At 71.0% G+C, this 25,520-nt stretch carries 14 protein-coding genes, 1 tRNA gene, 1 rRNA gene and 1 pseudogene; 13 read left to right on the forward strand and 4 right to left on the reverse strand.

The features are described 5' to 3' along the window. The 3 genes from rrf to ACFVGW_RS30290 form a co-directional block, all read left to right on the forward strand. Positions 1–95, forward strand: a 5S ribosomal RNA gene (gene rrf / locus ACFVGW_RS30280); the annotation flags it as partial. Between the two features lie 4 nt (positions 96–99). After that, positions 100–175, forward strand: a tRNA-Thr gene (locus tag ACFVGW_RS30285). A 168-nt stretch (positions 176–343) separates the two neighbouring features. After that, on the forward strand, positions 344–1,585 hold the full coding sequence (locus ACFVGW_RS30290) for a hypothetical protein (RefSeq protein WP_385854177.1): 1,242 nt from the start codon (positions 344–346) through the stop codon (positions 1,583–1,585). A 35-nt stretch (positions 1,586–1,620) separates the two neighbouring features. Here the strand turns inward: ACFVGW_RS30290 and ACFVGW_RS30295 are convergent, their stop codons facing one another. Then, a complete protein-coding gene (locus tag ACFVGW_RS30295) occupies positions 1,621–4,272 on the reverse strand; it encodes a SpoIIE family protein phosphatase (RefSeq protein WP_385854178.1) in 2,652 nt (883 codons plus the stop codon). A gap of 268 nt (positions 4,273–4,540) precedes the next feature. Between ACFVGW_RS30295 and ACFVGW_RS30300 the strand changes: the two genes are divergently transcribed. From ACFVGW_RS30300 to ACFVGW_RS30345, 10 genes are all read left to right on the forward strand, one after another. After that, positions 4,541–10,033, forward strand: a complete 5,493-nt coding sequence (locus tag ACFVGW_RS30300) for a HAMP domain-containing protein (RefSeq protein ID WP_385854179.1) — start codon at positions 4,541–4,543, stop codon at positions 10,031–10,033. 241 nt (positions 10,034–10,274) lie between these two features. Then, positions 10,275–10,949, forward strand: a complete 675-nt coding sequence (locus tag ACFVGW_RS30305) for a response regulator (RefSeq protein WP_352191990.1) — start codon at positions 10,275–10,277, stop codon at positions 10,947–10,949. Positions 10,950–11,075: 126 nt separating this feature from the next. After that, positions 11,076–13,901, forward strand: a complete 2,826-nt coding sequence (locus ACFVGW_RS30310) for a DNA translocase FtsK (protein ID WP_385854180.1) — start codon at positions 11,076–11,078, stop codon at positions 13,899–13,901. Positions 13,902–14,164: 263 nt separating this feature from the next. Then, positions 14,165–14,995, forward strand: coding sequence for a helix-turn-helix domain-containing protein (locus tag ACFVGW_RS30315; protein ID WP_383228534.1), 831 nt, complete (start codon positions 14,165–14,167; stop codon positions 14,993–14,995). A gap of 73 nt (positions 14,996–15,068) precedes the next feature. Beyond that, positions 15,069–16,565: a 30S ribosomal protein S12 methylthiotransferase RimO gene (rimO, locus tag ACFVGW_RS30320; RefSeq protein WP_383228535.1), complete on the forward strand. Its 1,497-nt coding sequence runs from the start codon at positions 15,069–15,071 to the stop codon at positions 16,563–16,565. Then, positions 16,562–17,431 carry a CDP-diacylglycerol--glycerol-3-phosphate 3-phosphatidyltransferase gene (gene pgsA, locus ACFVGW_RS30325; protein WP_385854181.1) on the forward strand — a complete coding sequence of 290 codons (870 nt, stop codon included), beginning with the start codon at positions 16,562–16,564 and terminating at the stop codon, positions 17,429–17,431. Before rimO ends, pgsA begins: the two co-directional genes overlap by 4 nt. Then, the gene (locus ACFVGW_RS30330) at positions 17,428–17,937 is read left to right on the forward strand and encodes a CinA family protein (protein WP_385854182.1); all 510 of its coding nucleotides are present in this window, start codon (positions 17,428–17,430) and stop codon (positions 17,935–17,937) included. The genes pgsA and ACFVGW_RS30330 overlap by 4 nt, the downstream gene beginning before the upstream one ends. Positions 17,938–18,046: 109 nt before the next feature. After that, on the forward strand, positions 18,047–18,430 hold the full coding sequence (locus tag ACFVGW_RS30335; RefSeq protein WP_019889909.1) for a helix-turn-helix domain-containing protein: 384 nt from the start codon (positions 18,047–18,049) through the stop codon (positions 18,428–18,430). A 164-nt stretch (positions 18,431–18,594) separates the two neighbouring features. Further along, positions 18,595–19,065, forward strand: a complete 471-nt coding sequence (locus ACFVGW_RS30340) for a DNA starvation/stationary phase protection protein (protein ID WP_352191996.1) — start codon at positions 18,595–18,597, stop codon at positions 19,063–19,065. 187 nt (positions 19,066–19,252) lie between these two features. Beyond that, a complete protein-coding gene (locus ACFVGW_RS30345) occupies positions 19,253–19,597 on the forward strand; it encodes a hypothetical protein (protein WP_385854183.1) in 345 nt (114 codons plus the stop codon). Here ACFVGW_RS30345 and ACFVGW_RS30350 read toward each other — a convergent pair. The 3 genes and pseudogenes from ACFVGW_RS30350 to ACFVGW_RS30360 form a co-directional block, all read right to left on the reverse strand. Next, positions 19,545–20,309: an SDR family NAD(P)-dependent oxidoreductase gene (locus ACFVGW_RS30350; RefSeq protein WP_383228539.1), complete on the reverse strand. Its 765-nt coding sequence runs from the start codon at positions 20,307–20,309 to the stop codon at positions 19,545–19,547. The genes ACFVGW_RS30345 and ACFVGW_RS30350 overlap by 53 nt on opposite strands. 36 nt (positions 20,310–20,345) lie before the next feature. After that, positions 20,346–21,134, reverse strand: coding sequence for an Fpg/Nei family DNA glycosylase (locus tag ACFVGW_RS30355; protein WP_385854184.1), 789 nt, complete (start codon positions 21,132–21,134; stop codon positions 20,346–20,348). A gap of 18 nt (positions 21,135–21,152) precedes the next feature. After that, positions 21,153–25,451: pseudogene (locus tag ACFVGW_RS30360) on the reverse strand (helicase-related protein); the annotation flags it as partial. Positions 25,452–25,520: the final 69 nt, after the last annotated feature.

The following is a 25,520-nucleotide window of genomic DNA, read 5'->3' on the forward strand; positions in this document are numbered from 1 at the left end:
AAACGCCCGGTTACATTCCGAACCCGGAAGCTAAGCCTTTCAGCGCCGATGGTACTGCAGGGGGGACCCTGTGGGAGAGTAGGACGCCGCCGAACTCCCGCCCTTTTAGCTCAGTCGGTAGAGCGTCTCCATGGTAAGGAGAAGGTCAACGGTTCGATTCCGTTAAAGGGCTCCAGTGAAACAGAAAAAGGCCCCCGCCTCATGGCGGGGGCCTTTTTCGTTTCTGTCCGAGTGACAGAACATGGTCAGCCTCAGGGCCCGAGAAGGGTAGCGTCGCTTCTGCCCGGGTCTCGACATGCCCCGAACTGCCCCACGCGTGGGAAGAGTTGCGAAGGAGCCGACCATGGATGACGCCCTCCAGCTGATCAGGGACGGCGATGGCCTGACGGTCATCGGAGATCAATCGGCGGTCGAGCGCTTCCTCGTTTCCGAGGGGCTGGTGTCGAAGGACCTCGGAGCGCGACGGCTCCGATCCGCCTTCGGCAACGCGGCCGGAGTCGCGCAGGCAGGCTCCGACATCGCCGCCGGCTCAGGTCGCTGGGTGAAGCTGACCAAGGAGTCCGCTCGGCGCATCGACAAGTACGGGCTGAGGGAGAGCTCCACGACGGGCCTCAGCACAGGGGTGCTGAAGGGCGACAAGGGCCAGATCAAGGGGTTCGTCGAGTTCGCGAAGGGGGCGGGGCCCTTCCGGGGCAACCCGGCGGCTCTGGCCAATGTCGCGGCGGTCATGGCACAGCTCGCCATGCAGCAGGCCATGGACGAGATCACCGACTATCTCGCCACGATCGACGCCAAGGTCGACGACGTGCTCCGCGCGCAGGAGGACGCCGCCTTGGCGAAGATGATCGGGGTGGAACTCGTGATCGAGGAGGCCATGACCATCCGGGAACAGGTGGGCCGGGTCTCCGAGGTCACGTGGTCGAAGGTGCAGGACGCGCCGGGGACGATCGCGGCGACCCAGGGGTACGCGTTGCGTCAACTCGACGCGCTCGCAGAGAAGATGGAGCGCAAGTCGAAGATCGGTGATCTCGCCGTGGCGGCCAAGGAGGCCGAGTCCAAAGCGCAGGAGTGGCTCGCCGTACTGGCTCGTTGCTTCCAGTTGCAGGACGCGATCGCCGTGCTCGAACTGGACCGGGTGCTGGACACGGCTCCGGACGAGCTGGACAGGCACCGCCTGGGGGTTCGCATCGCCCGGCAGAACCGCATGGATCTCATCTCGCGGAGCACCGAGCGTCTGGTGGTCCGGATGAACGCGGCTGCCGGCGAGGCCAACGCGAAGGTGCTGTTGCACCCGAGCAAGTCCCCGGCTGTCGTCGAGTCGAGCAACCATGTCGTGACCGGCGTGCATGACTTCCACGGGCGGCTCGGGATCGAGTCCGGTCGTCCGCAGTCGGAGACGAGGCGCTGGGCGGCCGCGGCCGCCGAGGTGAGGGACAAGGCCCTGGAGACAGGGGCGAAGGGCGTCGGTGCCGCCAGGAGTCTCGGCAACGAGACGCTCGACCGTGCCAGTTCGGTGAAGGACAAGCTCGCCGGCGGGATCGCCGAACGGGCGATCCGCCGGCGCGGGGACGCCGAGGAGGGCTGAGGGCACGGCGCACGTCCGGCCCGGAGCCGTCTTCGTCAGCCGGCGTCGATGGGCTCCGGGAGGCGCATCGCCAGGATGGCCATGTCGTCCGACGCGGGCTCCTGGGCGAAGCGTTCGACCGCGCGCAGGATGCGGGCGGCGACCGCGCCGGCCGTCAGGCCCGTACAGGTCTTGAGGACCTCGATGAGCCCGTCGTCGCCGAGCATCCTCGTGCCCTCGCGGCGTTCGGTGACGCCGTCGGTCACGCAGAGGAGGACGTCGCCCGGTTCGAGGGTGATGGTCTGCTCGTACAGCTCCAGGTCGTCGAGGACGCCGAGCAGGGGCTGAGGGTCGGCGGCCGGGACGACCGTGCCGTCCTGGCGCAGGCGCAGCGGCAGCGGATGGCCGGCGCAGACGACCTTGAGAATCGCGGAGCCGTCCTCCTGGGGCCACATCTCGCCGTACAGCAGAGTCAGGAAGCGGCTGCGGGCGCCCTCGTCGAGGATGGCCGCGTTGAGGCGCTCCAGGACGGCGGGTCCGCCGAAGCCCTCGCGGGCCAGCAGGCGTAGGGCGTGCCGGGCGAGACCCGTGACGGCCGCCGCTTCCGGGCCCGTACCGCAGACGTCGCCGATGGCGAAGCCGTATGCGTTGTCGCGGATGGGGAAGAGGTCGTAGAAGTCGCCGCCGACCTCGTTGCCCTCGCCGGCGGCCCGGTAGATGACCTCAACCTCGACGCCGTCGATCTGGGGGAGGCCGGGCGGCAGCAGGCTGCGCTGGAGGGACTGGCTGATCGCCATGCGCTCCGAGTAGAGGCGGGCGTTGTCCAGGGCGAGGGCGGCTCGGCGTGAGAGGTCCTCGGCGAGTTCCAGGATCTCCTGGCGGAAGTGGTCGTCGGAGGGCTTGCCGAGCGTCAGCATGCCGATGACGCGGTTGCGGGCGACCAGCGGCAGGACCACCGTCTCGCCCCCGACCGCGGAGGCGGTGGCGAGCGTGGTGTCGATGCCCGAGGACAACGGGCCGCTGCCGTGGCCGAGTTCGCGCATGGAGGTGGAGAGGGCGGCCCGGTGGGCGGCCTCGCCGGGTGCGGACCAGACACGGGCGCCGAGTGTGGGCACCGGGTCCGGCGGGGCGATCGAGGACAGCAGGGCCTTCAGGCCGTCGATGCGGTCCTCGTCCTCGTGCAGGACGTAGGAGAGGTACGGGTCCGAGGCCTGGTCGGCGATCGTGTAGACGGCGCACCAGGTGGCGAGCGTCGGCACGGTCATCTGGGCCATGAGGGCCAGGGTCTGGTCGCGGTCGAGGGTGCCGGCGAGGAGGTCGGAGGCCTCGACGAGGAAGCTGAGGGAGCCGCGGCGGAGTCGTTCGAGCTCGCCGAGGCGGGCGGACTCGACGGCGAGCGCGATGCGGTCGGCCGCGAACTGCAGGCGCAGGGCCTCTTCGTTGGAGTAGCGGTTGGATCCTTCGGCGGCGACGCCGAGGGAGCCGGTGAGCCGGCCCTCCACCTTGAGCGGCACGGTGACGACGGAGCGCATGCCGGTGCCTTCGAGGAGGGGGACGGCACCGGGGACGGCGGCCAGGTCCTCGTGGACGGCCGGCATCCGGGCGGAGCCGTAGCGGCTGGCGCCGGTCTCGACGGGAACGCGCGCGAACCGCTGGCGGGCTGACGGGAGGCCGGTGGTCGCCCGTACCTCCAGTTCGGTCTCGTCGTCGGTGGCGAGCAGGAGGAAGGCGGCGTCGCCGTCGAGCATGTCGCGGGCGCGCTCGACGGTCCGCTGGAGGAGGCCGTCGAGGTCGTCGGGGGCCGGGGAGCCGATGAAGACCTCGAAGGGGTCCGTGGACCGGCTCTCGGCGCCCGGGTCGGAGACCGCGGGGCGCTGCGGGGTCTGGAGGATGGCCCGCTCGTACTCCCGTACCAGCAGACAGACCGTGGAGGGCTCGCCTGCGCTGTCGCGGACGCGCAGGTGGGAGGCGTAGACGGGGATGACGCGGCCGTCGGCGCAGCGGATGCCGTAGCTGCCCTCCCAGCGGGAGAGACGCAGGGCCTCGGCGAGGCCGGTACTGATGCCGGGGGTGTGGGGCCAGGCGGCGAGGTCGCCGAGCGGTTTGCCGGTGACCTGTTCGGCGGCGTAGCCGAAGAGCTCCTCGGCGTCCTCGTTCCAGGCGCTGATGGCGCCGCCGCGGTCGATCTGGGCGACGGCGACGCGGACGCGGCTGTCGGCGGTGGGGAGGAGTGCGTCGGGGAGGACCGGTCCGGCGGAGCGGGTGCCGATCGTGCGTTCGGGGAGGTCGAGTTGGAACCAGACACGTTTGTGCGTCGGGGTGTACTCGACTCCCCAGCGGGTGGCGAGGGCGGCGCACAGGAGGAGGCCCCGGCCGTTCTCGCGGTCCGGGTGGGCGACGGTGCGTCCGCCCTGGAGGGGGATCTCGCGCTCGGGGTAGCGGTCGGCGACCTCGACACGGATCCCGTCCTCGCTGCGCAGGCAGAGGACGTCGGCCGCCGTGCCGGCGTGGATGACGGCATTGGTGACGAGTTCGCTGGTGAGGACGACGGCGTCGTCGACGACCTCGGCGTATCCCCAGCCCTGGAGGGTGTCCCGGACGAAGGCCCGGGCGGTCGCCACGGACCGCCCTACGGGGTCGAAGGTGGCAGCCGCCCGCGCGGTGATCACAGAACTCCTCGTACGCGTCTCGACGCCCGGCTCCGCCATGGTCGGTCCTGCCCCTCCCGCTGCCCGGTGGTCGTTTCGCGCCACCCGGCCCCTGCCGGGCGGACGGGGACGGTTGGACAGCCGGATGCCAGGTTACTTACCTTCGCTGTCCGAGCGGATGCCGGTCGCCGCTGTTTCCGTCCCCCGAGGGTGGGGACGCTATGCGAAGCTGCCGAACTGTTATCGCCAGGTTCGCCAGCGGTGAAACACTGGGCAGGCTTGTGGTGACGGCCCGGGCAGAACGGTCAACCCCTTCGGGAGGGACACGGTGGAGTCTGGCACGGCGGCGCGGCGCGGCGGTGGCACTACGCGCGCGAAGGGCGGACGGCCCCGGAGCGGCGGGACGGTTCAGGTGGACGCGGCGGCCATGGACCGGCTGCTCGCGGCCCTGGTCTCGATGCGGGACGGGAACTTCCGTAAGCGGCTGACCGTGTCCGGCGACGGGGTGATGGCGGAGATCTGTGCCGTCTTCAACGAGGTCGCCGACCGCCAGATGCATCTGACCGGCGAGTTGTCGCGGGTCAGGCGCATGGTGGGGCGCGAGGGCAAGCTGTCGGAGCGGCTGGAGGCGGGGCCCAGCGAGGGTGCCTGGCTGGCGGCCATCGAGCATGCGAACGCGCTGGTCGACGACATGACGCGGCCGGTCTCCGAGGTGGGGCGGGTGCTGTCGGCGGTGGCCGAGGGCGACCTGGGTCAGCGGATGGACCTGCGCTCGGACGGCCCTGACGGACGCCCGCTGCGCGGGGAGTTCCTGAAGGTCGCCCGTACGGTGAACAACCTGGTCGACCAGCTGTCCGCGTTCACGGACGAGGTGACGCGGGTCGCACTGGAGGTCGGTACGGAGGGCATCCTGGGCGGCCAGGCCCAGGTGCGCGGTATGTCCGGTTCGTGGAAGGACCTCACGGATTCGGTCAACACGATGGCGTACCGGCTGACGGCTCAGGTACGTGACATTGCTCTCGTGACGACTGCCGTGGCCCGGGGTGACCTGTCCAACAAGGTCACGGTCCATGTGGCCGGCGAGATGCTGGAGCTGAAGAACACCGTCAACACGATGGTGGACCAGCTGTCCTCCTTCTCCTCCGAGGTAACCCGGGTCGCGCGCGAGGTGGGCACCGAGGGCGAGCTGGGCGGTCAGGCCGAGGTCGCCGGGGTCGGCGGTGTGTGGAAGGACCTCACCGACTCCGTCAACACGATGGCGGGAAACCTCACCAATCAGGTGAGGGGGATCGCCGAGGTGACCACGGCGGTCGCCAACGGTGATCTCTCGCAGAAGGTGACGGTCAGCGCGCGCGGCGAGGTCGCGCAGCTCGCGGACACCATCAACCAGATGACCGAGACGCTGCGGACGTTCGCCGACGAGGTGACCCGCGTGGCGAGCGAGGTCGGCGCCGAGGGTCTGCTCGGCGGACAGGCGCAGGTGCCCGGCGCGGCCGGTACCTGGAAGGACCTGACCGACTCCGTCAACACCGTCTTCCGGAACATCACCACGCAGGTGCGGGACATCGCGCAGGTGACGACCGCGGTGGCCAACGGTGACCTCTCGCAGAAGGTCACCGTCGACGTGGCCGGCGAGATGCTGGAGCTGAAGAACACCGTCAACACGATGGTCGACCAGCTGTCCGCCTTCGGCTCCGAGGTGACGAGGGTCGCGCGGGAGGTCGGTGTCGAGGGTCTGCTCGGCGGGCAGGCCCACGTCCCGGGCGCGGCGGGCACGTGGAAGGACCTCACCGATTCGGTGAACACGGCGTTCCGGAACCTGACGGGTCAGGTGCGGGACATCGCGCAGGTGACGACCGCGGTGGCCAACGGTGACCTCTCGCAGAAGGTCACCGTCGACGTCGCGGGCGAGATGCTGGAGCTGAAGAACACCGTCAACACGATGGTGTCCCAGCTCTCGAACTTCGCCGACCAGGTGACGCGCATGGCGCGTGACGTGGGCACGGAGGGCCGCCTCGGCGGTCAGGCGCGGGTCGACGGCGTCTCCGGTACGTGGAAGGAGCTCACCGACTCCGTCAACTTCATGGCCGGCAACCTGACGTCCCAGGTGCGTCAGATCGCCCAGGTGACGACGGCGGTGGCGCGCGGTGACCTGTCGCAGAAGATCGACGTGGACGCGCGCGGCGAGATCCTGGAGCTGAAGAACACCATCAACACGATGGTCGATCAGCTCTCCGCCTTCGCGGAGCAGGTGACCCGGGTCGCCCGTGAGGTGGGTACGGACGGCCGGCTCGGGGGCCAGGCGCAGGTGCCCGGCGTGGCCGGTGTGTGGCGCGACCTGACCGACTCGGTGAACGGCATGGCCGGCAACCTCACCGCCCAGGTCCGCAACATCGCGGGTGTCGCGACGGCGGTGGCGCGCGGTGACCTGTCGCAGAAGATCGACGTGGACGCGCGCGGCGAGATCCTGGAGCTGAAGAACACCCTCAACACCATGGTCGACCAGCTCTCCAGCTTCGCGGAGCAGGTGACGCGGGTGGCCCGCGAGGTGGGTACGGAGGGCATCCTGGGCGGTCAGGCCGAGGTGCAGGGAGTCTCCGGCACCTGGAAGGACCTCACCCAGTCCGTGAACTTCATGGCGAACAACCTGACCAGTCAGGTGCGCAACATCGCGGAGGTCACGACCGCGGTCGCCAAGGGCGATCTGTCGAAGAAGATCACCGTCGACGCCAAGGGCGAGATCCTGGAGCTGGTCACGACCGTCAACACGATGGTCGACCAGCTGTCCAACTTCGCGGACGAGGTGACGCGAGTCGCCCGTGAGGTGGGTACCGAGGGCATCCTCGGCGGCCAGGCGCGGGTGCGCGGGGTCACCGGAACGTGGAAGGACCTCAGCGACAACGTCAACCTGATGGCCAACAACCTGACGAGTCAGGTGCGGAACATCTCGCGGGTCTCGGCGGCGGTCGCCAACGGCGATCTGACGAAGAAGGTGACGGTCGAGGCGCGGGGCGAGGTCGCCGAGCTCGCCGACACCGTCAACACGATGGTGACGACCCTGTCGTCCTTCGCGGACGAGGTGACGCGAGTCGCCCGCGAGGTGGGTACGGAAGGTGAACTGGGCGGCCAGGCAAGGGTTCCGGGTGTCTCCGGTACCTGGAAGGATCTGACCGAGTCGGTGAACTCGATGGCGTCGAACCTGACGGGTCAGGTGCGCCAGATCGCCACGGTCACCACCGCCATCGCCAAGGGCGATCTCACCAAGAAGATCGACATCGATGCGCGCGGCGAGATCCAGGAGCTGAAGAACACCATCAACACGATGGTCGACCAGCTGTCCAACTTCGCCGAGGAGGTCACGCGCGTGGCCCGCGAGGTGGGTACGGACGGACAGCTCGGCGGCCAGGCACGGGTCCGTGACGTCGACGGCACCTGGCGGGACCTGACCGAGTCCGTGAACGAGATGGCCGGAAACCTGACCCGGCAGGTGCGCGCGATCGCGGCCGTGGCGACCGCGGTGACCCGTGGCGACCTGAACCTGAAGATCGACGGCGTGGACGCCGCGGGTGAGATCCAGGCGCTCCAGGACAACATCAACACCATGATCGCGAACCTGCGCGACACCACCCTCGCCAACGAGGAGCAGGACTGGCTCAAGGGCAACCTGGCCCGGATCTCCGGTCTGATGCAGGGCCGGCGCGATCTGGACGACGTCGCCTCGCTCATCATGAGTGAGCTGACCCCGGTGGTCTCCGCCCAGCACGGCGCCTTCTTCGTGGCGGTGCCGAGCGGTTCGTCGACGGTCAGCCCCGAACTGGGCGGCCAGGGGGAGGGCTCGTACGAGCTGCGGATGCGCGGCAGTTACGGATACTCCGCCGGTTCCATGCCCACCTCGTTCCGCCCCGGCGAGACGCTCATCGGGACGGCGGCCGAGGAGAAGCGCACGATTCAGGTCAATGTTCCGCCCGGCTATCTGAAGATCTCCTCCGGTCTCGGCGAGGCCGCCCCGGCGCATGTGATCGTGCTCCCCGTCCTCTTCGAGGGGAAGGTGCTCGGCGTGATCGAGCTGGCCTCGTTCCAGCCGTTCACCCAGATCCAGCGGGACTTCCTCAACCAGCTCGCCGAGCTGATCGCGACCACCGTGAACACCATCAGCGTCAACACCAAGACCGAGGTGCTGCTGAAGCAGTCGCAGGAGCTGACCGAGCAGCTGCGCGAGCGCTCGGCGGAGCTGGAGCACCGGCAGAAGGAGCTCCAGGGCTCCAACGCCGAGCTGGAGGAGAAGGCCGAACTGCTCGCCCGGCAGAACCGGGACATCGAGGTGAAGAACACCGAGATCGAGGAGGCCCGGCAGGTCCTGGAGGAGCGGGCCGAACAGCTCGCCGTCTCCATGCGGTACAAGTCCGAGTTCCTGGCGAACATGTCGCACGAGCTGCGCACGCCGCTCAACTCGCTGCTGATCCTGGCCAAGTTGCTCGCCGACAACGCGGACCACAACCTCTCGCCCAAGCAGGTCGAGTTCGCCGAGACCATCCACGGCGCGGGCTCCGACCTGCTCCAGCTGATCAACGACATCCTCGACCTGTCCAAGGTCGAGGCGGGCAAGATGGACGTCTCGCCCACCCGTATCGCACTCGTCCAGCTCGTCGACTACGTGGAGGCGACGTTCCGGCCGCTGACGGCGGAGAAGGGGCTCGACTTCTCGGTCCGCGTCTCGCCCGAGCTGCCCGCAACGCTCCACACCGACGAGCAGCGCCTGCTCCAGGTGCTGCGCAACCTGCTCTCCAACGCGGTGAAGTTCACCGACTCGGGAGCGGTGGAGCTGGTCATCCGGCCGGCCGGGACGGATGTGCCGCAGTCGATCCGGGAGCAGCTCCTGGAGTCCGGTTCGCTGCGCGACCCGGAGGCCGAGCTGATCGCCTTCTCGGTGACGGACACCGGCATCGGGATCGCCGCGGGCAAGATGCGGGTCATCTTCGAGGCGTTCAAGCAGGCGGACGGTACGACCAGCCGCAAGTACGGCGGTACGGGTCTGGGGCTCTCGATCAGCCGGGAGATCGCGCGGCTGCTCGGCGGCGAGATCTACGCGGCGAGCGAGCCGGGCCGTGGCTCGACGTTCACGCTCTACCTGCCGCTGAGCCCCGTCGAGCTGCCGTCGCACGGCTACGGTGCGGGGGAGCCGGACTCCATGGACCCGCGGGGCCTGGACGACGGCTCGGTCGACGAGTCCGGGGCGGGCTTCGCGCCCACGTCCATGGCGGCCGACCTGCGCTCCGGCGCCGGAGCGCTGTTCCGGCACCGCCGCAAGGCGGTCCAGGCCGGGGCCGAGGAGCGGCCGGCGCTGCCGGGGCAGCCCGGACGGGTCGCACAGGCCGGGCAGACGGCCGAGGACGACCGGGTGGAGTCCGAGCCGCGCCGCACGTTCACCTTCGGCGGCGAGAAGGTGCTGATCGTGGACGACGACATCCGTAACGTCTTCGCGCTCACCAGCGTCCTGGAGCAGCACGGCCTGGCGGTGCTGTACGCGGAGAACGGCCGTGAGGGCATCGAGGTGCTGGAGCAGCACGACGATGTGACGGTCGTTCTGATGGACATCATGATGCCGGAGATGGACGGATACGCGACGACGACGGCGATCCGCCGGATGCCGCAGTTCGCCGGACTGCCGATCATCGCGCTCACCGCCAAGGCGATGAAGGGCGACCGGGAGAAGGCGATCGAGTCGGGCGCCTCCGACTACGTCACCAAGCCGGTCGACCCCGATCACCTGCTGTCCGTGATGGAAGAGTGGATGCGCGGAAACGGAACGGGGGGTTGTTGACGGACTGTCGCCGCGGGCGTGTGAGAGGGCTGGATCCGGGGAACCTTCTGGTCTCTCACCACGTTTCTGCTACGTGCACAGTGACATCGTGGTGACAGGGTGTGGCGACAGGCGGGGTGCGGCTACCATGACCGGCACAAGGACGGACGGCGCATGGGAGTCGTCTTCTGGGGCGGCGCCCGGTGCTTCCCCCGGCTCGGCGAGTCGGGGAGAGCCGTTGCCGGGGCGAGGAGGACGGGGCATGGTGCAGAAGGCCAAGATCCTCCTGGTCGATGACCGGCCGGAGAATCTGCTGGCGCTGGAGGCCATTCTCTCCGCGCTCGATCAGACGCTGGTACGGGCATCGTCCGGGGAGGAAGCGCTCAAGGCGCTGCTGACCGACGACTTCGCGGTCATTCTGCTGGATGTCCAGATGCCGGGAATGGACGGGTTCGAGACTGCCGCGCACATCAAGAGGCGGGAGCGGACGCGTGACATCCCGATCATCTTCCTGACCGCGATCAACCACGGCCCGCACCACACCTTCCGGGGTTACGCGGCGGGCGCGGTCGACTACATCTCCAAGCCGTTCGACCCCTGGGTGCTCCGCGCCAAGGTCTCGGTCTTCGTCGAGCTGTACATGAAGAACTGCCAGCTCCGCGAGCAGGCCGCGCTCCTCCGGCTCCAGCTGGAGGGCGGCGGCCACGGGGGTCACGCGAAGGAGTCCGCCGGACTGCTCGCCGAGCTCTCGGCCCGCCTCGCGGCGGTCGAGGAACAGGCCGAGGCGCTGTCCAAGCAGCTCGACGACGACTCGGCGGACGCCGCCGCGGTCGCCACGGCCGCGCACCTGGAGCGCAAGCTCACCGGTCTGCGGCGGGCTCTGGACGCCCTGGAGCCCGGAGCGGGCGGCCCGCCCGTTCTCCCCTCGCAGAGCTGACGCAACGTCAAGCCGCGGCCGCCCCAGTGAGCGGGCGTCAGTTTCGGGCCCCTGCACGTTCGACACGAACGGGTGAGCCCGGACGGGCACGTGTCCGACACGGCTCACACCGGTAACCTCAGCACCATGGCCTCACGTACGTCCGGCAAGGGTTCCCAGGGCACGGCGGGCACCGCGAAGCCGCGCGCCGGCCGTACGAGCGGTGCCGCGAAGAAAGCGGCGCCCGCGAAGTCGCCCGCCAAGCCCCCCGTGAAGAAGACCGCGGCGAAGAAGCCCGCGCCCGCGAAGCGCGCACCCGCGAAGAAGACCGCGGCCAAGAAGGCGGCCCCCAAGCCCGCGCCGTCCCCGACCGGAGGCGTGTACCGGCTGGCGCGCGGGCTCTGGCTCGGCCTCGCGCACGGCGTGGGCGCGATGTTCCGCGGGATAGGACGCGGAGCCAAGGGCCTCGACCCGGCCCACCGCAAGGACGGACTGGCGCTGCTGCTGCTCGGCGTCGCGCTGATCGTCGCGGCCGGGACCTGGTCCAATCTGCGCGGCCCCGTCGGCGATCTCGTCGAGATGCTCGTCACCGGAGCGTTCGGCCGGCTCGACCTGCTCGTGCCGCTGCTGGTCGGCGCCATGGGCGTGCGGCTGATCCTCTACCCGGAGAAGCCGGAGGCCAACGGACGCATCGTCATCGGTCTCTCCGCCCTCGTCATCGGCGTGCTCGGGCAGGTCCACATCGCCTGCGGCTCCCCGGGCCGTGGTGAGGGGATCAAGGCCATGCAGGACGCCGGCGGCCTCATCGGCTGGGCCGCGTCCAAGCCGCTGATCTTCATGATGGGTGAGGTCCTCGCCGTACCGCTCCTGGTGCTGCTCACGGTCTTCGGTCTGCTCGTCGTCACGGCCACGCCCGTCAACGCCATCCCGCAGCGCCTGCGGCAGCTCGGTGCCAAGCTCGGTCTGGTCGAGCCCGCGTACGACCCCGAGGCCGAGGGGGAGGCGTACGACGAGGACTGGCGCGAGGCCGACCCGCGGCCCGCCGCGCGCGCCCGGCGCACCACCCCGGGGCCGGACCGGGTGTACGACGTCGACCAGGCGGAGGAGGAGGCGCTCACCCGGCGCAGGCGCCCGCGCCGCCCCTCGGCGCAGCCCGCCTTCGACCGGCCCATGGACGCCGTGGACGTCGCCGCGGCGGCCGCGGCCGCGCTGGACGGCGCCGTGCTCAACGGCATGCCGCCCTCCCCGCTGGTCGCCGGTCTGACCCGGGACGTCACCGCCGAGCGCGCCGCCGCCGTCGCCGCCACGGCGGCCGCGGCCCAGGCGGCGGAGGCCGAAGCCGAGGAGGCCGCCGGTGCCTCGGGCTCCGCGCCGGTGCCGTCCGCCCGCGGCGCGAAGGCAGCCGGCCGCCTCCCCGGAGGCGTACCGGATCTCACCAAGCCCGCCCCCGAACACACCGAGCTGCCGCCCCGCGCGGAGCAGCTCCAGCTCTCCGGGGACATCACGTACGCGCTGCCCTCCATGGACCTCCTGGAGCGCGGCGGGCCGGGCAAGACCCGCAGCGCGGCGAACGACGCCGTCGTGGACGCGCTCTCCAACGTCTTCACCGAGTTCAAGGTCGACGCGGCCGTCACCGGCTTCACCCGGGGCCCGACGGTCACGCGGTACGAGGTCGAGCTCGGCCCGGCCGTGAAGGTCGAGAAGATCACGGCCCTCACGAAGAACATCGCGTACGCCGTGGCCTCACCGGACGTGCGGATCATCTCCCCGATCCCGGGGAAGTCCGCGGTCGGCATCGAGATCCCGAACTCCGACCGGGAGATGGTCAACCTCGGCGACGTGCTGCGGCTCGCGGACGCGGCCGGCGACGACCACCCGATGCTGGTGGCGCTCGGCAAGGACGTCGAGGGCGGCTACGTGATGGCCAACCTGGCGAAGATGCCGCACATCCTGGTCGCCGGTGCCACGGGCTCCGGAAAGTCCTCGTGCATCAACTGCCTGATCACCTCCGTGATGATAAGGGCGACCCCCGAGGACGTCCGGATGGTGCTGGTCGACCCCAAGCGGGTCGAGCTCACCGCGTACGAGGGCATCCCGCACCTGATCACGCCGATCATCACCAACCCCAAGCGCGCCGCCGAGGCGCTGCAGTGGGTGGTGCGCGAGATGGACCTGCGCTACGACGACCTGGCGGCCTTCGGCTTCCGGCACATCGACGACTTCAACGAGGCCATCCGCAACGGCAAGGTCAAGCTGCCCGAGGGCAGTGAGCGCGAGCTGAAGACCTACCCGTACCTGCTGGTGATCGTGGACGAGCTGGCCGACCTGATGATGGTCGCCCCGCGGGACGTCGAGGACGCCATCGTCCGCATCACCCAGTTGGCGCGTGCCGCCGGCATTCATCTGGTGCTCGCCACCCAGCGGCCGTCGGTGGACGTCGTCACCGGTCTGATCAAGGCGAACGTGCCCTCGCGACTCGCCTTCGCGACATCGTCGCTGGCCGACAGCCGGGTCATCCTCGACCAGCCCGGAGCCGAGAAGCTCATCGGAAAGGGTGACGGTCTGTTCCTGCCGATGGGTGCGAACAAGCCCGTCCGCATGCAGGGCGCCTTCGTCACCGAGGCCGAGGTCGCGACCGTCGTCCAGCACTGCAAGGACCAGATGGCCCCGGTCTTCCGGGACGACGTCACCGTCGGCACCAAGCAGAAGAAGGAGATCGACGAGGAGATCGGCGACGACCTCGACCTGCTGTGCCAGGCCGCCGAGCTGGTCGTCTCCACCCAGTTCGGCTCCACCTCGATGCTCCAGCGCAAGCTGCGCGTCGGCTTCGCCAAGGCCGGGCGGCTGATGGACCTGATGGAGTCGCGGAACATCGTCGGGCCGAGCGAGGGGTCCAAGGCGAGGGACGTGCTCGTCAAGCCGGACGAGCTGGACGGGGTGCTGGCCGTGATCCGCGGGGAGTCCGACGCCTGATCGGGGGTACGCGTACCGAGCGGGGGAGTCCCGCCGGCCGGGGCCGGGGTCCGGGCGCGCGCCGGAACGAGACCGGGTCGAGACTCACTCGTAAGGGAACCAGGGCAACCGTTTCCCTTGGTCGTACGTCAAGTTGGAGGGAGGGACAGAAGGATGTCCCAGCCTCATGGCGTACAAACTGCGTCCGCCCGGTTGCCCCACCCTTTCGTACCACCCATAGACTGAACATCCAGCAGGTGGTTACACGCTCGAAAGGCGCTCTCGTGTCCATCGGCAACTCCCCCGAATCCCCCGAAGACGACCGGAACTTCCCGGCAGACGACCGGGATTCGATCGGTCGTGCACTCCAGCAGGCCCGAATCGCCGCCGGTCTCACCGTCGACGAGGTCAGTGCCTCCACGCGGGTCCGCATCCCGATCGTGCACGCGATCGAGGAGGACGACTTCTCGCGCTGCGGTGGCGATGTCTACGCCCGCGGGCACATCCGCACGCTCGCCCGCGCCGTCGGCATCGATCCCGCGCCACTGATCGAGCAGTACGAGTCCGAGCACGGCGGCCGGCCCGCGCCGACCCCCGCGGCGCCGCTCTTCGAGGCGGAACGCATCCGTCCCGAGCCGCGGCGCCCCAACTGGACCGCGGCGATGGTGGCCGCGATCGTCGCCGTCGTCGGTTTCGTCGGCTTCACCATGTTCAGCGGGAACGACACCCAGGGCGGCGCAGGCGCCGTCGCCGAGGGTCCGGCCCCGGAGAAGAAGACCACCAGCCCGACGACGAAGCCCACCAAGACCCCCGGGACCAAGCCGGCGCCCAGCGCCATCGCTGCCGTCCCGAAGGACAAGGTCACGGTCAAGCTCACCGCCATCGACGACAAGAGCTGGATCTCCGCCAAGGCCAGCGACGGCAAGCTCCTCTTCGACGGGCTCCTCCTCGAGGGCGAGTCCAAGACCTTCCAGGACGACGAGCGGGTCGACCTGATCCTCGGCAACGCCGGACCGATCGAGCTCTTCGTGAACGGCAAGAAGATCGAAGAGAAGTTCGAGTCGGGTGCCGTCGAGCGGCTCTCGTACACCAAGGGCGCCCCCGAGTCCGGGTGACCTTCCGCGCAGCCGTCGCGCAGGTGAACCCTGCGCGGCGGGGGTACGGCCGGGACGAAGTAGTCTTGAGTCCATGCCCGAACGCCGTACCGTCGCCCTTGTCACTCTTGGCTGCGCCCGTAACGAGGTGGACTCGGAGGAGCTCGCAGGCCGCTTGGCAGCGGACGGCTGGGAGCTCGTCGAGAACGCCGAGGACGCCGATGTCGCCGTCGTCAACACCTGTGGGTTCGTCGAGGCCGCCAAGAAGGACTCCGTCGACGCCCTCCTCGAAGCCAATGATCTGAAGGATCACGGCAAGACCCAGGCCGTCGTCGCCGTCGGCTGCATGGCCGAGCGGTACGGCAAGGAGCTCGCCGAGGCCCTGCCCGAAGCCGACGGAGTGCTCGGCTTCGACGACTACTCCGACATCTCCAACCGCCTCCAGACCATCCTCAGCGGTGGCAGTGTCGAGGCGCACACCCCGCGCGACCGCCGCAAGCTGCTCCCGCTCTCCCCGGTGGAGCGCCAGCAGGCCGCCGCCGAGGTGGCCCTCCCCGGCCACGGAGCCGTCGCCGTCGAGGCGCCGGAGAACGTACCGACCGACCTTCCGGAGGGCCTCGCCCCGGCCTCCGGGCCGCGCGCCCCGCTCCGGCGCCGCCTGGACACCAGCCCGGTCGCCTCGGTGAAGCTCGCCTCCGGCTGCGACCGCCGCTGCTCCTTCTGCGCCATCCCGTCCTTCCGCGGCTCCTTCGTCTCGCGACGTCCCTCCGACGTCCTCAACGAGACGCGGTGGCTCGCCGAGCAGGGTGTGAAGGAGGTCATGCTGGTCTCCGAGAACAACACCTCGTACGGCAAGGACCTCGGCGACATCCGCCTCCTGGAGAGCCTGCTGCCCGACCTCGCGGCCGTCGACGGCATCGAGCGGGTCCGGGTCAGCTACCTCCAGCCCGCCGAGATGCGGCCCGGCCTGATCGACGTGCTCACCTCGACCGAGAAGGTCGTCCCGTACTTCGACCTGTCCTTCCAGCACAGCGCGCCGGCCGTCCTGCGCGCCATGCGCCGCTTCGGGGACACGGACCGCTTCCTGGAGCTCCTGGAGACGATCCGCGGCAAGGCCCCGCTGGCCGGTGCCCGGTCCAACTTCATCGTCGGCTTCCCCGGCGAGACCGAGGCGGACTTCGCCGAGCTGGAACGCTTCATCACCCACGCGCGGCTGGACGCCATCGGTGTCTTCGGCTACTCCGACGAGGACGGCACCGAAGCCGCCACCTACGAGCAGAAGCTCGACCAGGACGTCGTGGACGAGCGGCTCGCCCACCTCTCCCGGCTCGCCGAGGACCTCACCGCCCAGCGTGCGGAGGAGCGGATCGGAGAGACCCTGGAAGTACTCGTCGAATCGATCGACGAGGAGGACGGCGTCATCGGCCGCGCGGCCCACCAGGCGCCCGAGACGGACGGCCAGGTCGTCCTCACCGCGGACTCCGCCGCGCGCCGGGACCTCGCTCCCGGCCGTATGGTCGTGGCGAAGGTCGTGGGAACGGAAGGCGTCGACCTGGTGGCCGAGTGTCTTTTCGAGGAGGCGGGCAGATGACGGGAGCCCCGGCATCCGCGACGGGCGGGACCGGCAGGCCCGCGCCCGGCGGCAAGCTGGGCTCGGCGGCCGTCAACCAGGCCAGCCTCTGGAACATCGCCAACATCCTCACCATGATCCGCCTGGTGCTGGTGCCCGGCTTCGTGCTGCTGCTCCTCCAGGACGGCGGACACGACCCGGTCTGGCGCGCCTGGGCCTGGGCCGCGTTCGCCGTCGCCATGATCACGGACGTCTTCGACGGCCATCTGGCGCGGACGTACAACCTGGTCACGGACTTCGGGAAGATCGCCGACCCGATCGCCGACAAGGCGATCATGGCGGCCGGGCTGATCTGTCTGTCGTCGCTCGGTGACCTGCCCTGGTGGGTGACGGTCGTGATCCTCGCGCGAGAGCTCGGGATCACGCTGATGCGGTTCTGGGTGATCCGGCACGGGGTGATTCCGGCCAGCCGCGGCGGCAAGATGAAGACATTGGCGCAGGGCACGGCCGTCGGCATGTACGTGCTGGTGCTGACCGGTCCACTTGCCACGTTGCGCTTCTGGGTGATGGCGGTGGCCGTCGTGCTGACGGTCGTCACCGGCCTGGACTATGTGCGACAGGCGATCGTCCTCCGGCGTCGCGGACTGGCGACGGAACACTCCGAGGGCACTCCGGAGGCGAGCGCCGCCGGGGCACGGCAGGCGGCCCCCGGAGCTCCGCAGGCGGGTGGCGCTGGGGCACGGCAGGCGGGTTCCCCCGTAGCTCCGCAGGCGGGTGGCGCCGGGGCGATGCCGGGGCCGGCGGAGGCGCCGCCGGACGAGGCGTCCGGTGTGCCCGAGGCCTCTGACGCGTCCGCGAAGGGGCCGGCGGCGGGGTCGGCGCGATGAACACGGCCGCCCGGGTGCTGGGGCTGCTTGCGGAGCGTGGGCAGACCCTCGCCGCCGCGGAGTCCCTCACGGGCGGTCTGGTGGCCGCGGAGCTCACTTCCGTACCAGGAGCGTCGGCGTCGTTCCGCGGGTCCGTCACGGCCTACGCCACGGCCCTCAAGCGGGACCTCCTGCAGGTCGACGCGACCCTCCTGGCGGAGCGCGGAGCGGTCGATCCCGAGGTCGCGCTGCAGATGGCGGCGGGTGCCCGCCTCCGGCTCGGCGCCGACTGGGGCGTCGCGACGACCGGCGTGGCAGGGCCCGAACCGCAGGACGGACAGCCCGTCGGCACCGTCTACGTGGCCGTGGCGGGGCCCGTCGGGGCCGGGAAAGTGGCCGCATTGCGGTTGAACGGCGACCGTGCGGAAATCCGTAGAGAGAGCGTACGGAGCGTGCTGGAACTGCTCGGCGACGAACTCTCGGGAAATGGGCGGGCACAGGATACGGAACAGAACGGGGGGAATTGATGTTTGCAGCCCTGAGTGAACACGACATCGCTCCCCGCACGGCCGCAGCGCGAGGCGGTACGGTGGGGCGTGAAGGATGCGGCTACGCGGTCCGAGGAGGGAGCCACCGATGATTCTGCTCCGTCGCCTGTTGGGTGACGTGCTGCGTCGGCAGCGCCAGCGCCAGGGCCGTACTCTGCGCGAAGTCTCCTCGTCCGCCCGAGTTTCGCTCGGCTATCTCTCCGAGGTGGAGCGGGGGCAGAAGGAGGCTTCCTCCGAGCTGCTCTCCGCGATCTGCGACGCGCTGGACGTACGGATGTCCGAGCTCATGCGTGAAGTGAGCGACGAGCTGTCGTTGGCCGAACTGGCCGAGTCGGCAGCGGCGAGCGAACCGGTGCCTGCGCCGGTACGCCCGATGCTCAATTCGGTGTCGGTGACGTCGGTGGCAGGTGTGCCCACCGAGCGGGTGACCATCAAGGCGCCCGCGGAAGCGGTGGACGTCGTCGCTGCCTGACGCTAAGTGGGCTAAGGCCCCGGAGGGTGTCCCATGTGGGCATCCACCGGGGCTTTAGTGCTGTTGAGGGGGTTTTGCGGAGTTCGTAGGGCAGGGTTTGAGATGCCCGATTTCGGTCAGGCGTGCCATGGTGGGGAAACCGTACGACTGGTGGGAGAACACGCATGTCCGTCGTGAAGAGTTCGCTGTCCGAGGCCGACCGGAAGACGGTCGGCGATGCCCTGCAGGGGGCGCTGGTGGATCTGGTCGACCTCAGTCTCGTTGCCAAGCAGGTGCACTGGAACGTGGTCGGACCGCGCTTCCGCTCGGTCCATCTGCAGCTCGACGAAGTCGTCGTCACCGCACGTCAGCACTCCGACGTGGTGGCCGAACGTGCCTCCGCGGTCGGTGTCAACCCGGACGGCAGGGCCGCCTCGGTGGCCTCGGGAAGCGCCATCGGCGACGTCCCGACCGGCTGGATCAAGGACACCGAGGCCGTGAAGATCCTGGTCGACGCCCTGGTCGCGGTGATCGCCCGCATGCGCGAGCGGATCGAGGCCACGGACGAGCCGGACCCGGTGACGCAGGACATCCTGATCGCGCTCACCGCCGACCTCGAGAAGCACGCGTGGATGTTCCAGGCCGAGAGTGCCTGACGTGGCGCCTGGTTCGGTGGTGAGCGCGCCTGGCGTGGTGCCTGGTTCAGCGCCGAGCGCGTCCGGTTCGATGGTGGGCGCGCCTGGCGTGGCGCCCGTGTTGTGCGCTTCGTGCGCCGGGTCTGCCTCCGGTGCGCCCTCCCGCCGGGTGATACCGCCGGTCTAGCGTCGACCGCAGGAGGCGGCCATGGTACGGCGACGGGTTCCGCTGGTGATGCTCGCGTGGGTGGCGGGCGGGCTGGTGGCCGGCGGGCTGTGGTGGTGGGCGGTGCTGCGACTGGTGCTGGTGCCCGATCAGGCGGGACTGGTGGAGGGGGCGGTCGCGGCCGGCGGCTGGGGGCTGAGTCTGCTGCCGGTGCACGTCACGGCGTCCGCGGCCGCGGGCGGACGGGTGAGCGCCGGACGAGCGGGCGCCGGCGGTCCGCACGGTGTTCGGGGGGATGCCGGACGGGCCGTGGAGGGCGCAGGGGGCGCACAGGTCACCACGGCATCGCGACGCCGCCGTTGGGGCGGAGGATCTGACCCGTCGTGAAGGAGGCGGCGTCGGACGCGAGGTGGAGGACCGCGTGCGCGATGTCCTCCGGTTCGCCCACCCTGCCCAAGGGGGAGTGGCGGGCCATGGCCGCCTCCGCCTGCTCCTGCGCGGCCGGCTCGTGCCGGTCGGTCATGGGGGTACGGATCCATCCGGGGGCGATCGCGTTGACCCTGATCCCGTGCCGCCCGACCTCGGTGGCCAGCGTCTTGGTGAGCTGGACGACGGCTGCCTTGGTGACGCTGTAGCAGAGCAGCCCCGGGCTCGCGGTGTCCATGGCGCCCGAGGCCATGGTGATGATGGAGCCTCGGGTCCCGGTCGCGATCATCGAGCGGGCCGCTTCCTGGCAGGCGTGGAGCACACCCTTGAAGTTGACCGCGAGGAGGCGGTCGAGGTCCTCGTCGCGGGTCTCCAGGACCGAGCTCGTATGCATGATCCCGGCGACGGCGGCCATGGCGTGGAGCGTGCCCGCGCTTCCGACAGCGGCGGCCAGGGCGGCGCGGTCGGTGACGTCGAGGACGTGGGTGCGTGCGGTACCGCCCAGTTCGGTGACGAGTTTCGCCGTCTCACGGAGGCCGAGTTCGTCGCGGTCCGCGCAGTGGACGGTGGCGCCCGCCTGGGCGAGGAGCACGGCGGTCGCGCGGCCGATTCCGCTCGCGGCGCCGGTGACGAAGGCGGTGCGGCCGGTGAGGTCGTACGCGGTGAGGGCCATGACGGGACCGTACGACCGAATCTGACGGCCCGTCAATTAGTGGGTCGGGCCCTTCTGGCAGCCGGGGCACCAGTACGTGACGCGGTCGCCGAGCTCGGCCCGGCGGACGGAGGCGCCGCAGCGCAGGCAGGGGCGGTGCTCCCGTCCGTAGACGTAGAGGTGGTGGGCGGGATGACGGGTCGTGGTCGTGCGCCGGTCCGGACGGTCCTTGTTCGCCTCCAGCAGGCGGTGGGCCGTGGCGACCAGCCGTTCGGGTACGCCGGGAGCCAGTTCGCCCACCGGGAGCCAGGGCGTGACGGCGGCGAGGAACGCCAGCTCCGACTTGTAGACGTTGCCGATGCCCGCGAGATTCCGCTGGTCGAGCAGGGCCTCGCCGAGGGAGCGGGCGGGGTCGGCGGTGAGCCGGCGGACGGCCTCCGCGGGATCCCAGTCCGGGCCGAGGAGGTCCGGGCCCAGATGGCCGACGACGTTCTGCTCGTCGGCCGTGCGGATCAGCTCCAGCACGGGGAGGCGATAGCCGACCGCGGTGTGCTCGGCGTTGCCGAGGATCGCCCGGATCTGGTGTGCCTGGCCACCGCTCCAGCGCTCACCGGTGGCGAACACTCGCCAGGAGCCGTCCATCCGTAGGTGCGAGTGGAGCGTCAGCCCCTCCTCGAACCGGGTCAGGAGGTGCTTGCCGCGCGGTGTCACATCCAGGACGGCCCGACCGGTGAGATCGGCGGTGGCGAAGCGGGGCACGCGCAGATCGGACCGGGTCAGGACGCGGCCCGCCAGCGCGGCGTGCAGACGGTGCGCGGTCCGCCAGACGGTGTCTCCTTCGGGCATGGCTCCATGATGGATCTCCTACGGGCGCAGGCGCAGCCCTCGCGGGGTGGCGTGGAACCCGGCCGCCTCCAACGGGCGGGCGAGCGGGGAGGTGAGCGCGGGGGAGCCGTTGACCCGCTCCACCGTGACCGTGCCGAGCGACCCAGCGAGCGCCGCACCGGCCAGGGACTCGGCCGCGGCCCTCAGTGCCGGGTCCTCGGGGTCGGCCGGCCAGCACAGCAGTGTCTTGCCGCCGCGCTCCATGTAGAGCGTGAGCTCCCCGTCGACCAGGACGACCATCGAGCCCGCCTTGCGGCCGGGCTTGTGCCCCGCGCCGCTGGGCGGCTCGGGCCAGGGCAGCGCCGCCCCGTACGCGTTGGCAGGGTCGGCGGCGGCCAGCACGACCGCGCGCGGGCCCGTCCCGGCCTCGGCGCCCCTGTCCCGGGCCGTCGCCGCGGCGCGGAGCCGGTCCACGGCGCCGTCCATCGCGAACTGCGCCGCGCCCAGACCCTCCACGACATAGCCGCGGCGTGCCTGCCCGCTGTCCTCGAAGGCGGACAGGATGCGGTACGTCGCCGAGAAGCCGCCCTCGACACCTTCGGCGGCCACCGCGCCCCGGGTGACCACGCCGTGCCGGTCCAGGAGCGTGCGGGCGAGCGCGTGGGCGCGGTGTGTCGGCTCCGGCTCGACGGGCGGAAGGAGGGACCAGCGGCCGCTGACGGTCGGCGGGCCGGTGCGGGAGGCGGGCCGGGCGGCCGCGGTGAGGGTGCCGTAACGGCCGCGCGGGATCGTGCGCTTGGCGCGATGGGCGGTGGACCCCGCCGTACGGCCCGAGCCGAGCAGGGACCGCAGGGGGGCGAGGGTGTCGTTGGTCAGCCGGCCCGACCAGGCCAGGTCCCAGACCGCGTCGGCGAGTTGGGGATCGGTCGCGTCGGGGTGGGTGGTGGCCCGGACCTGGTCGGCGATCTGGCGGAAGAACAGGCCGTACCCGCCGGAGAGGGCGGTGAGCACCGATTCGTGGAGGGCGGTCGGCTCCAGCGGGTGCGGAGGCGGGATCAGCAGCGGGGCCGCGTCGGCCAGATAGAGCGAGACCCAGCCGTCCTTGCCGGGCAGGGCCCCCGCGCCCGCCCAGACGACCTCGCCGGTGGTCGTCAGCTCGTCCAGCAGGGCAGGGGAGTAGTCCCGGACCCGGGACGGCAGGATGAGCTTCTCCAGGGCCGAGGCCGGTACGGGCGCGCCCTGCAACTGCTCGACGGCGCGGGCCAGTCCGTCGATCCCGCGCAGGCTGTTGCTCCCCAGGTGCTGCCACTGGGGGAGGAACGTGGCGAGCGCGGCCGGGGCCACGGGCTCCAGTTCGTGCCGCAGCGCGGCGAGCGAGCGGCGGCGCAGACGGCGCAGCACGGCCGCGTCGCACCACTCCTGGCCGATCCCGGACGGGTGGAACTCGCCCTGGACGACGCGGCCGGCCGCGGCCAGCCGCTGGAGTGCTCCGTCGGTGACGGCGGCGCCGAGACCGAATCGGGCGGCGGCCGATGAGGAGGTGAACGGGCCGTGCGTGCGCGCGTGCCGGGCCAGAAGATCGCCCAGAGGGTCCTTCACCGGTTCCGTGAACGCCTCGGGCACCCCCACCGGCAGGGCTGTGCCGAGGGCGTCCCGCAGCCGGCCGGCGTCCTCGATCGCCGCCCAGTGCTCCGTGCCCGCGATCCGGACCCGGATGGCCCGGCGGGCGTCTCCCAGCTCGTGGGCCCAGACCGGATCTCCGCCACGCTCGGCCAGCTCGGCCTCCGTGAGCGGGCCGAGGACCCGCAGCGCGTCGGCGACGCCCTCCGCGTCCTTGATCCGGCGGTCCTCGCTGAGCCATTGGAGCTCCTGCTCCAGCTCCGTCAGCACCTCCGCGTCGAGCAGTTCGCGCAGCTCCGCCTGGCCGAGCAGCTCGGCCAGCAGGCGCGAGTCCAGGGAGAGCGCGGCCGCCCTGCGCTCGGCGAGCGGGGAGTCCCCCTCGTACAGGAACTGGGCGACGTAGCCGAAGAGCAGGGAGCGGGCGAACGGCGACGGCTCGGGGGTGGTCACCTCGACCAGGCGGACGCGGCGGGACTCGATGTCGCCCATCAGCTCTTCGAGCCCGGGAACGTCGAAGACGTCCTGGAGGCACTCGCGGACCGCTTCCAGGACGATCGGGAAGGAGCCGAACTCGCTCGCGACCTGCAGCAGTTGGGACGCGCGCTGGCGCTGCTGCCAGAGCGGGGTGCGCTTGCCCGGATTGCGCTTCGGCAGCAGCAGGGCACGCGCCGCGCACTCGCGGAAGCGGGAGGCGAACAGGGCCGATCCGCCGACCTGGTCGGTGACGATCTGGCCGATCTCGCCCTTGTCGAAGAGCGCGTCCGCCGCGCCGATCGGGGCCTGGTCGGAGTCGAACGTCGTGTCCAGGTGCCGCGCGGGGTCGACCGGCTCCTGATCCAGAAGGTCCAGGCCCATCAGATCGGCGTCCGGCAGGCGCAGCACGATCCCGTCGTCGGCGTGCATCACCTGGGCGTCCATGCCGTACCGCTCGGAGAGCCTGGCCCCCAGGGCCAGCGCCCACGGGGCGTGCACCTGGGCCCCGAACGGTGAGTGGACGACGACCCGCCAGTCGCCCAGCTCGTCCCGGAACCGCTCCACCAGGATCGTGCGGTCGTCCGGCACATGCCCACAGGCCTCGCGCTGCTCGGCCAGATAGGCGAGGACGTTGTCGGCGGCCCAGGCGTCGAGACCGGCGGAGACCAGCCGGAGCCGGGCGTCCTCCGGCTCCAGCGAGCCGACCTCGCGCAGGAACGCACCCACCGCGCGCCCCAGTTCCAGCGGGCGCCCGAGCTGGTCGCCCTTCCAGAACGGCAGCCTGCCCGGCACACCGGGAGCCGGGGTGACCAGGACCCGGTCCCGGGTGATGTCCTCGATCCGCCAGGACGTGGTGCCCAGCGTGAAGACATCGCCCACCCGGGACTCGTACACCATCTCCTCGTCCAGCTCGCCGACCCGGCCGCCGCCCTTCTTGGGGTCGGAACCGGCGAGGAAGACCCCGAAGAGGCCGCGGTCGGGGATCGTCCCGCCGGAGGTGACGGCGAGCCGCTGTGCTCCGGGACGGCCCGTGACCGTCCCGGCCACCCGGTCCCAGACCACGCGGGGGCGCAGCTCGGCGAACGCGTCGGAGGGATAGCGGCCGGCCAGCATGTCCAGGACGGCCGTGAACGCGGACTCGGGCAACGAGGCGAAGGGCGCTGCGCGGCGGACCGTCGCCAGCAGGTCGTCCACCTGCCAGGAGTCGAGGGCCACCATCGCCACGAGCTGCTGGGCGAGCACGTCCAGCGGGTTGGCGGGGATACGCATCGACTCGATGGAGCCGCTGCGCATCCGCTCGGTGACCACGGCCGCCTGGACCAGGTCACCGCGGTACTTCGGGAACACCACACCCGTGGAGACCGCGCCGACCTGGTGTCCGGCGCGGCCCACGCGCTGGAGACCCGAGGCGACCGACGGCGGCGACTCGACCTGGACGACCAGATCCACCGCGCCCATGTCGATGCCCAGCTCCAGGCTGGACGTGGCCACCACGGCGGGCAGCCGGCCCGCCTTCAGGTCCTCCTCGACCTGGGCGCGCTGCTCCTTGGAGACCGAGCCGTGATGGGCGCGGGCGAGGAGCGCGGGCGCGCCCTGGGCGGCGCCCGACTGCGCCATGATCTCGGCCGGCGGCGGCCCGTCCGGAAGGGCCTCGCCGGTGGCCCGTTCGTACGCGATCTCGTTGAGCCGGTTGCAGAGGCGCTCGGCGAGCCGGCGCGAGTTCGCGAAGACGATCGTGGAGCGGTGGGCCTGGACGAGATCGGCGATGCGCTCCTCGACATGCGGCCAGATCGAGGGCTTGTCACCGCCGTCCGTGCCCTCGGAGGCCGGTGAGCCTCCCAGCTCCCCCATGTCCTCGATCGGCACGACCACCGACAGGTCGAACTCCTTGCCGGACGGCGGCTGGACGATCTCCACCTTGCGCTGCGGGGAGAGATAGCGGGCCACCTCGTCCACCGGCCGGACCGTCGCCGACAGGCCGATCCTGCGTGCGGGACGCGGCAGCAACTCGTCGAGACGCTCCAGGGAGACCGCGAGATGCGCGCCGCGTTTCGTCCCGGCCACGGCGTGGACCTCGTCCAGGATCACCGTCTCGATCCCGGCGAGCGCGTCCCGCGTGGCGGACGTCAGCATCAGGAACAGCGACTCGGGGGTGGTGATCAGGATGTCCGGCGGCTTCGTGGCCAGCGCGCGCCGCTCGGCGGGCGGGGTGTCGCCCGAGCGGATCCCGACCCGGACGTGGGGGGGGGGGGGGGCGCGCCCCCCCCCCCCCCCCCCGCGACCGCGCCACGGGGGGGGGGGGTGTGGCGGGGC

The sequence above is a fragment of the Streptomyces sp. NPDC127129 genome (assembly GCF_042671585.1).
Lineage (GTDB): Bacteria > Actinomycetota > Actinomycetes > Streptomycetales > Streptomycetaceae > Streptomyces.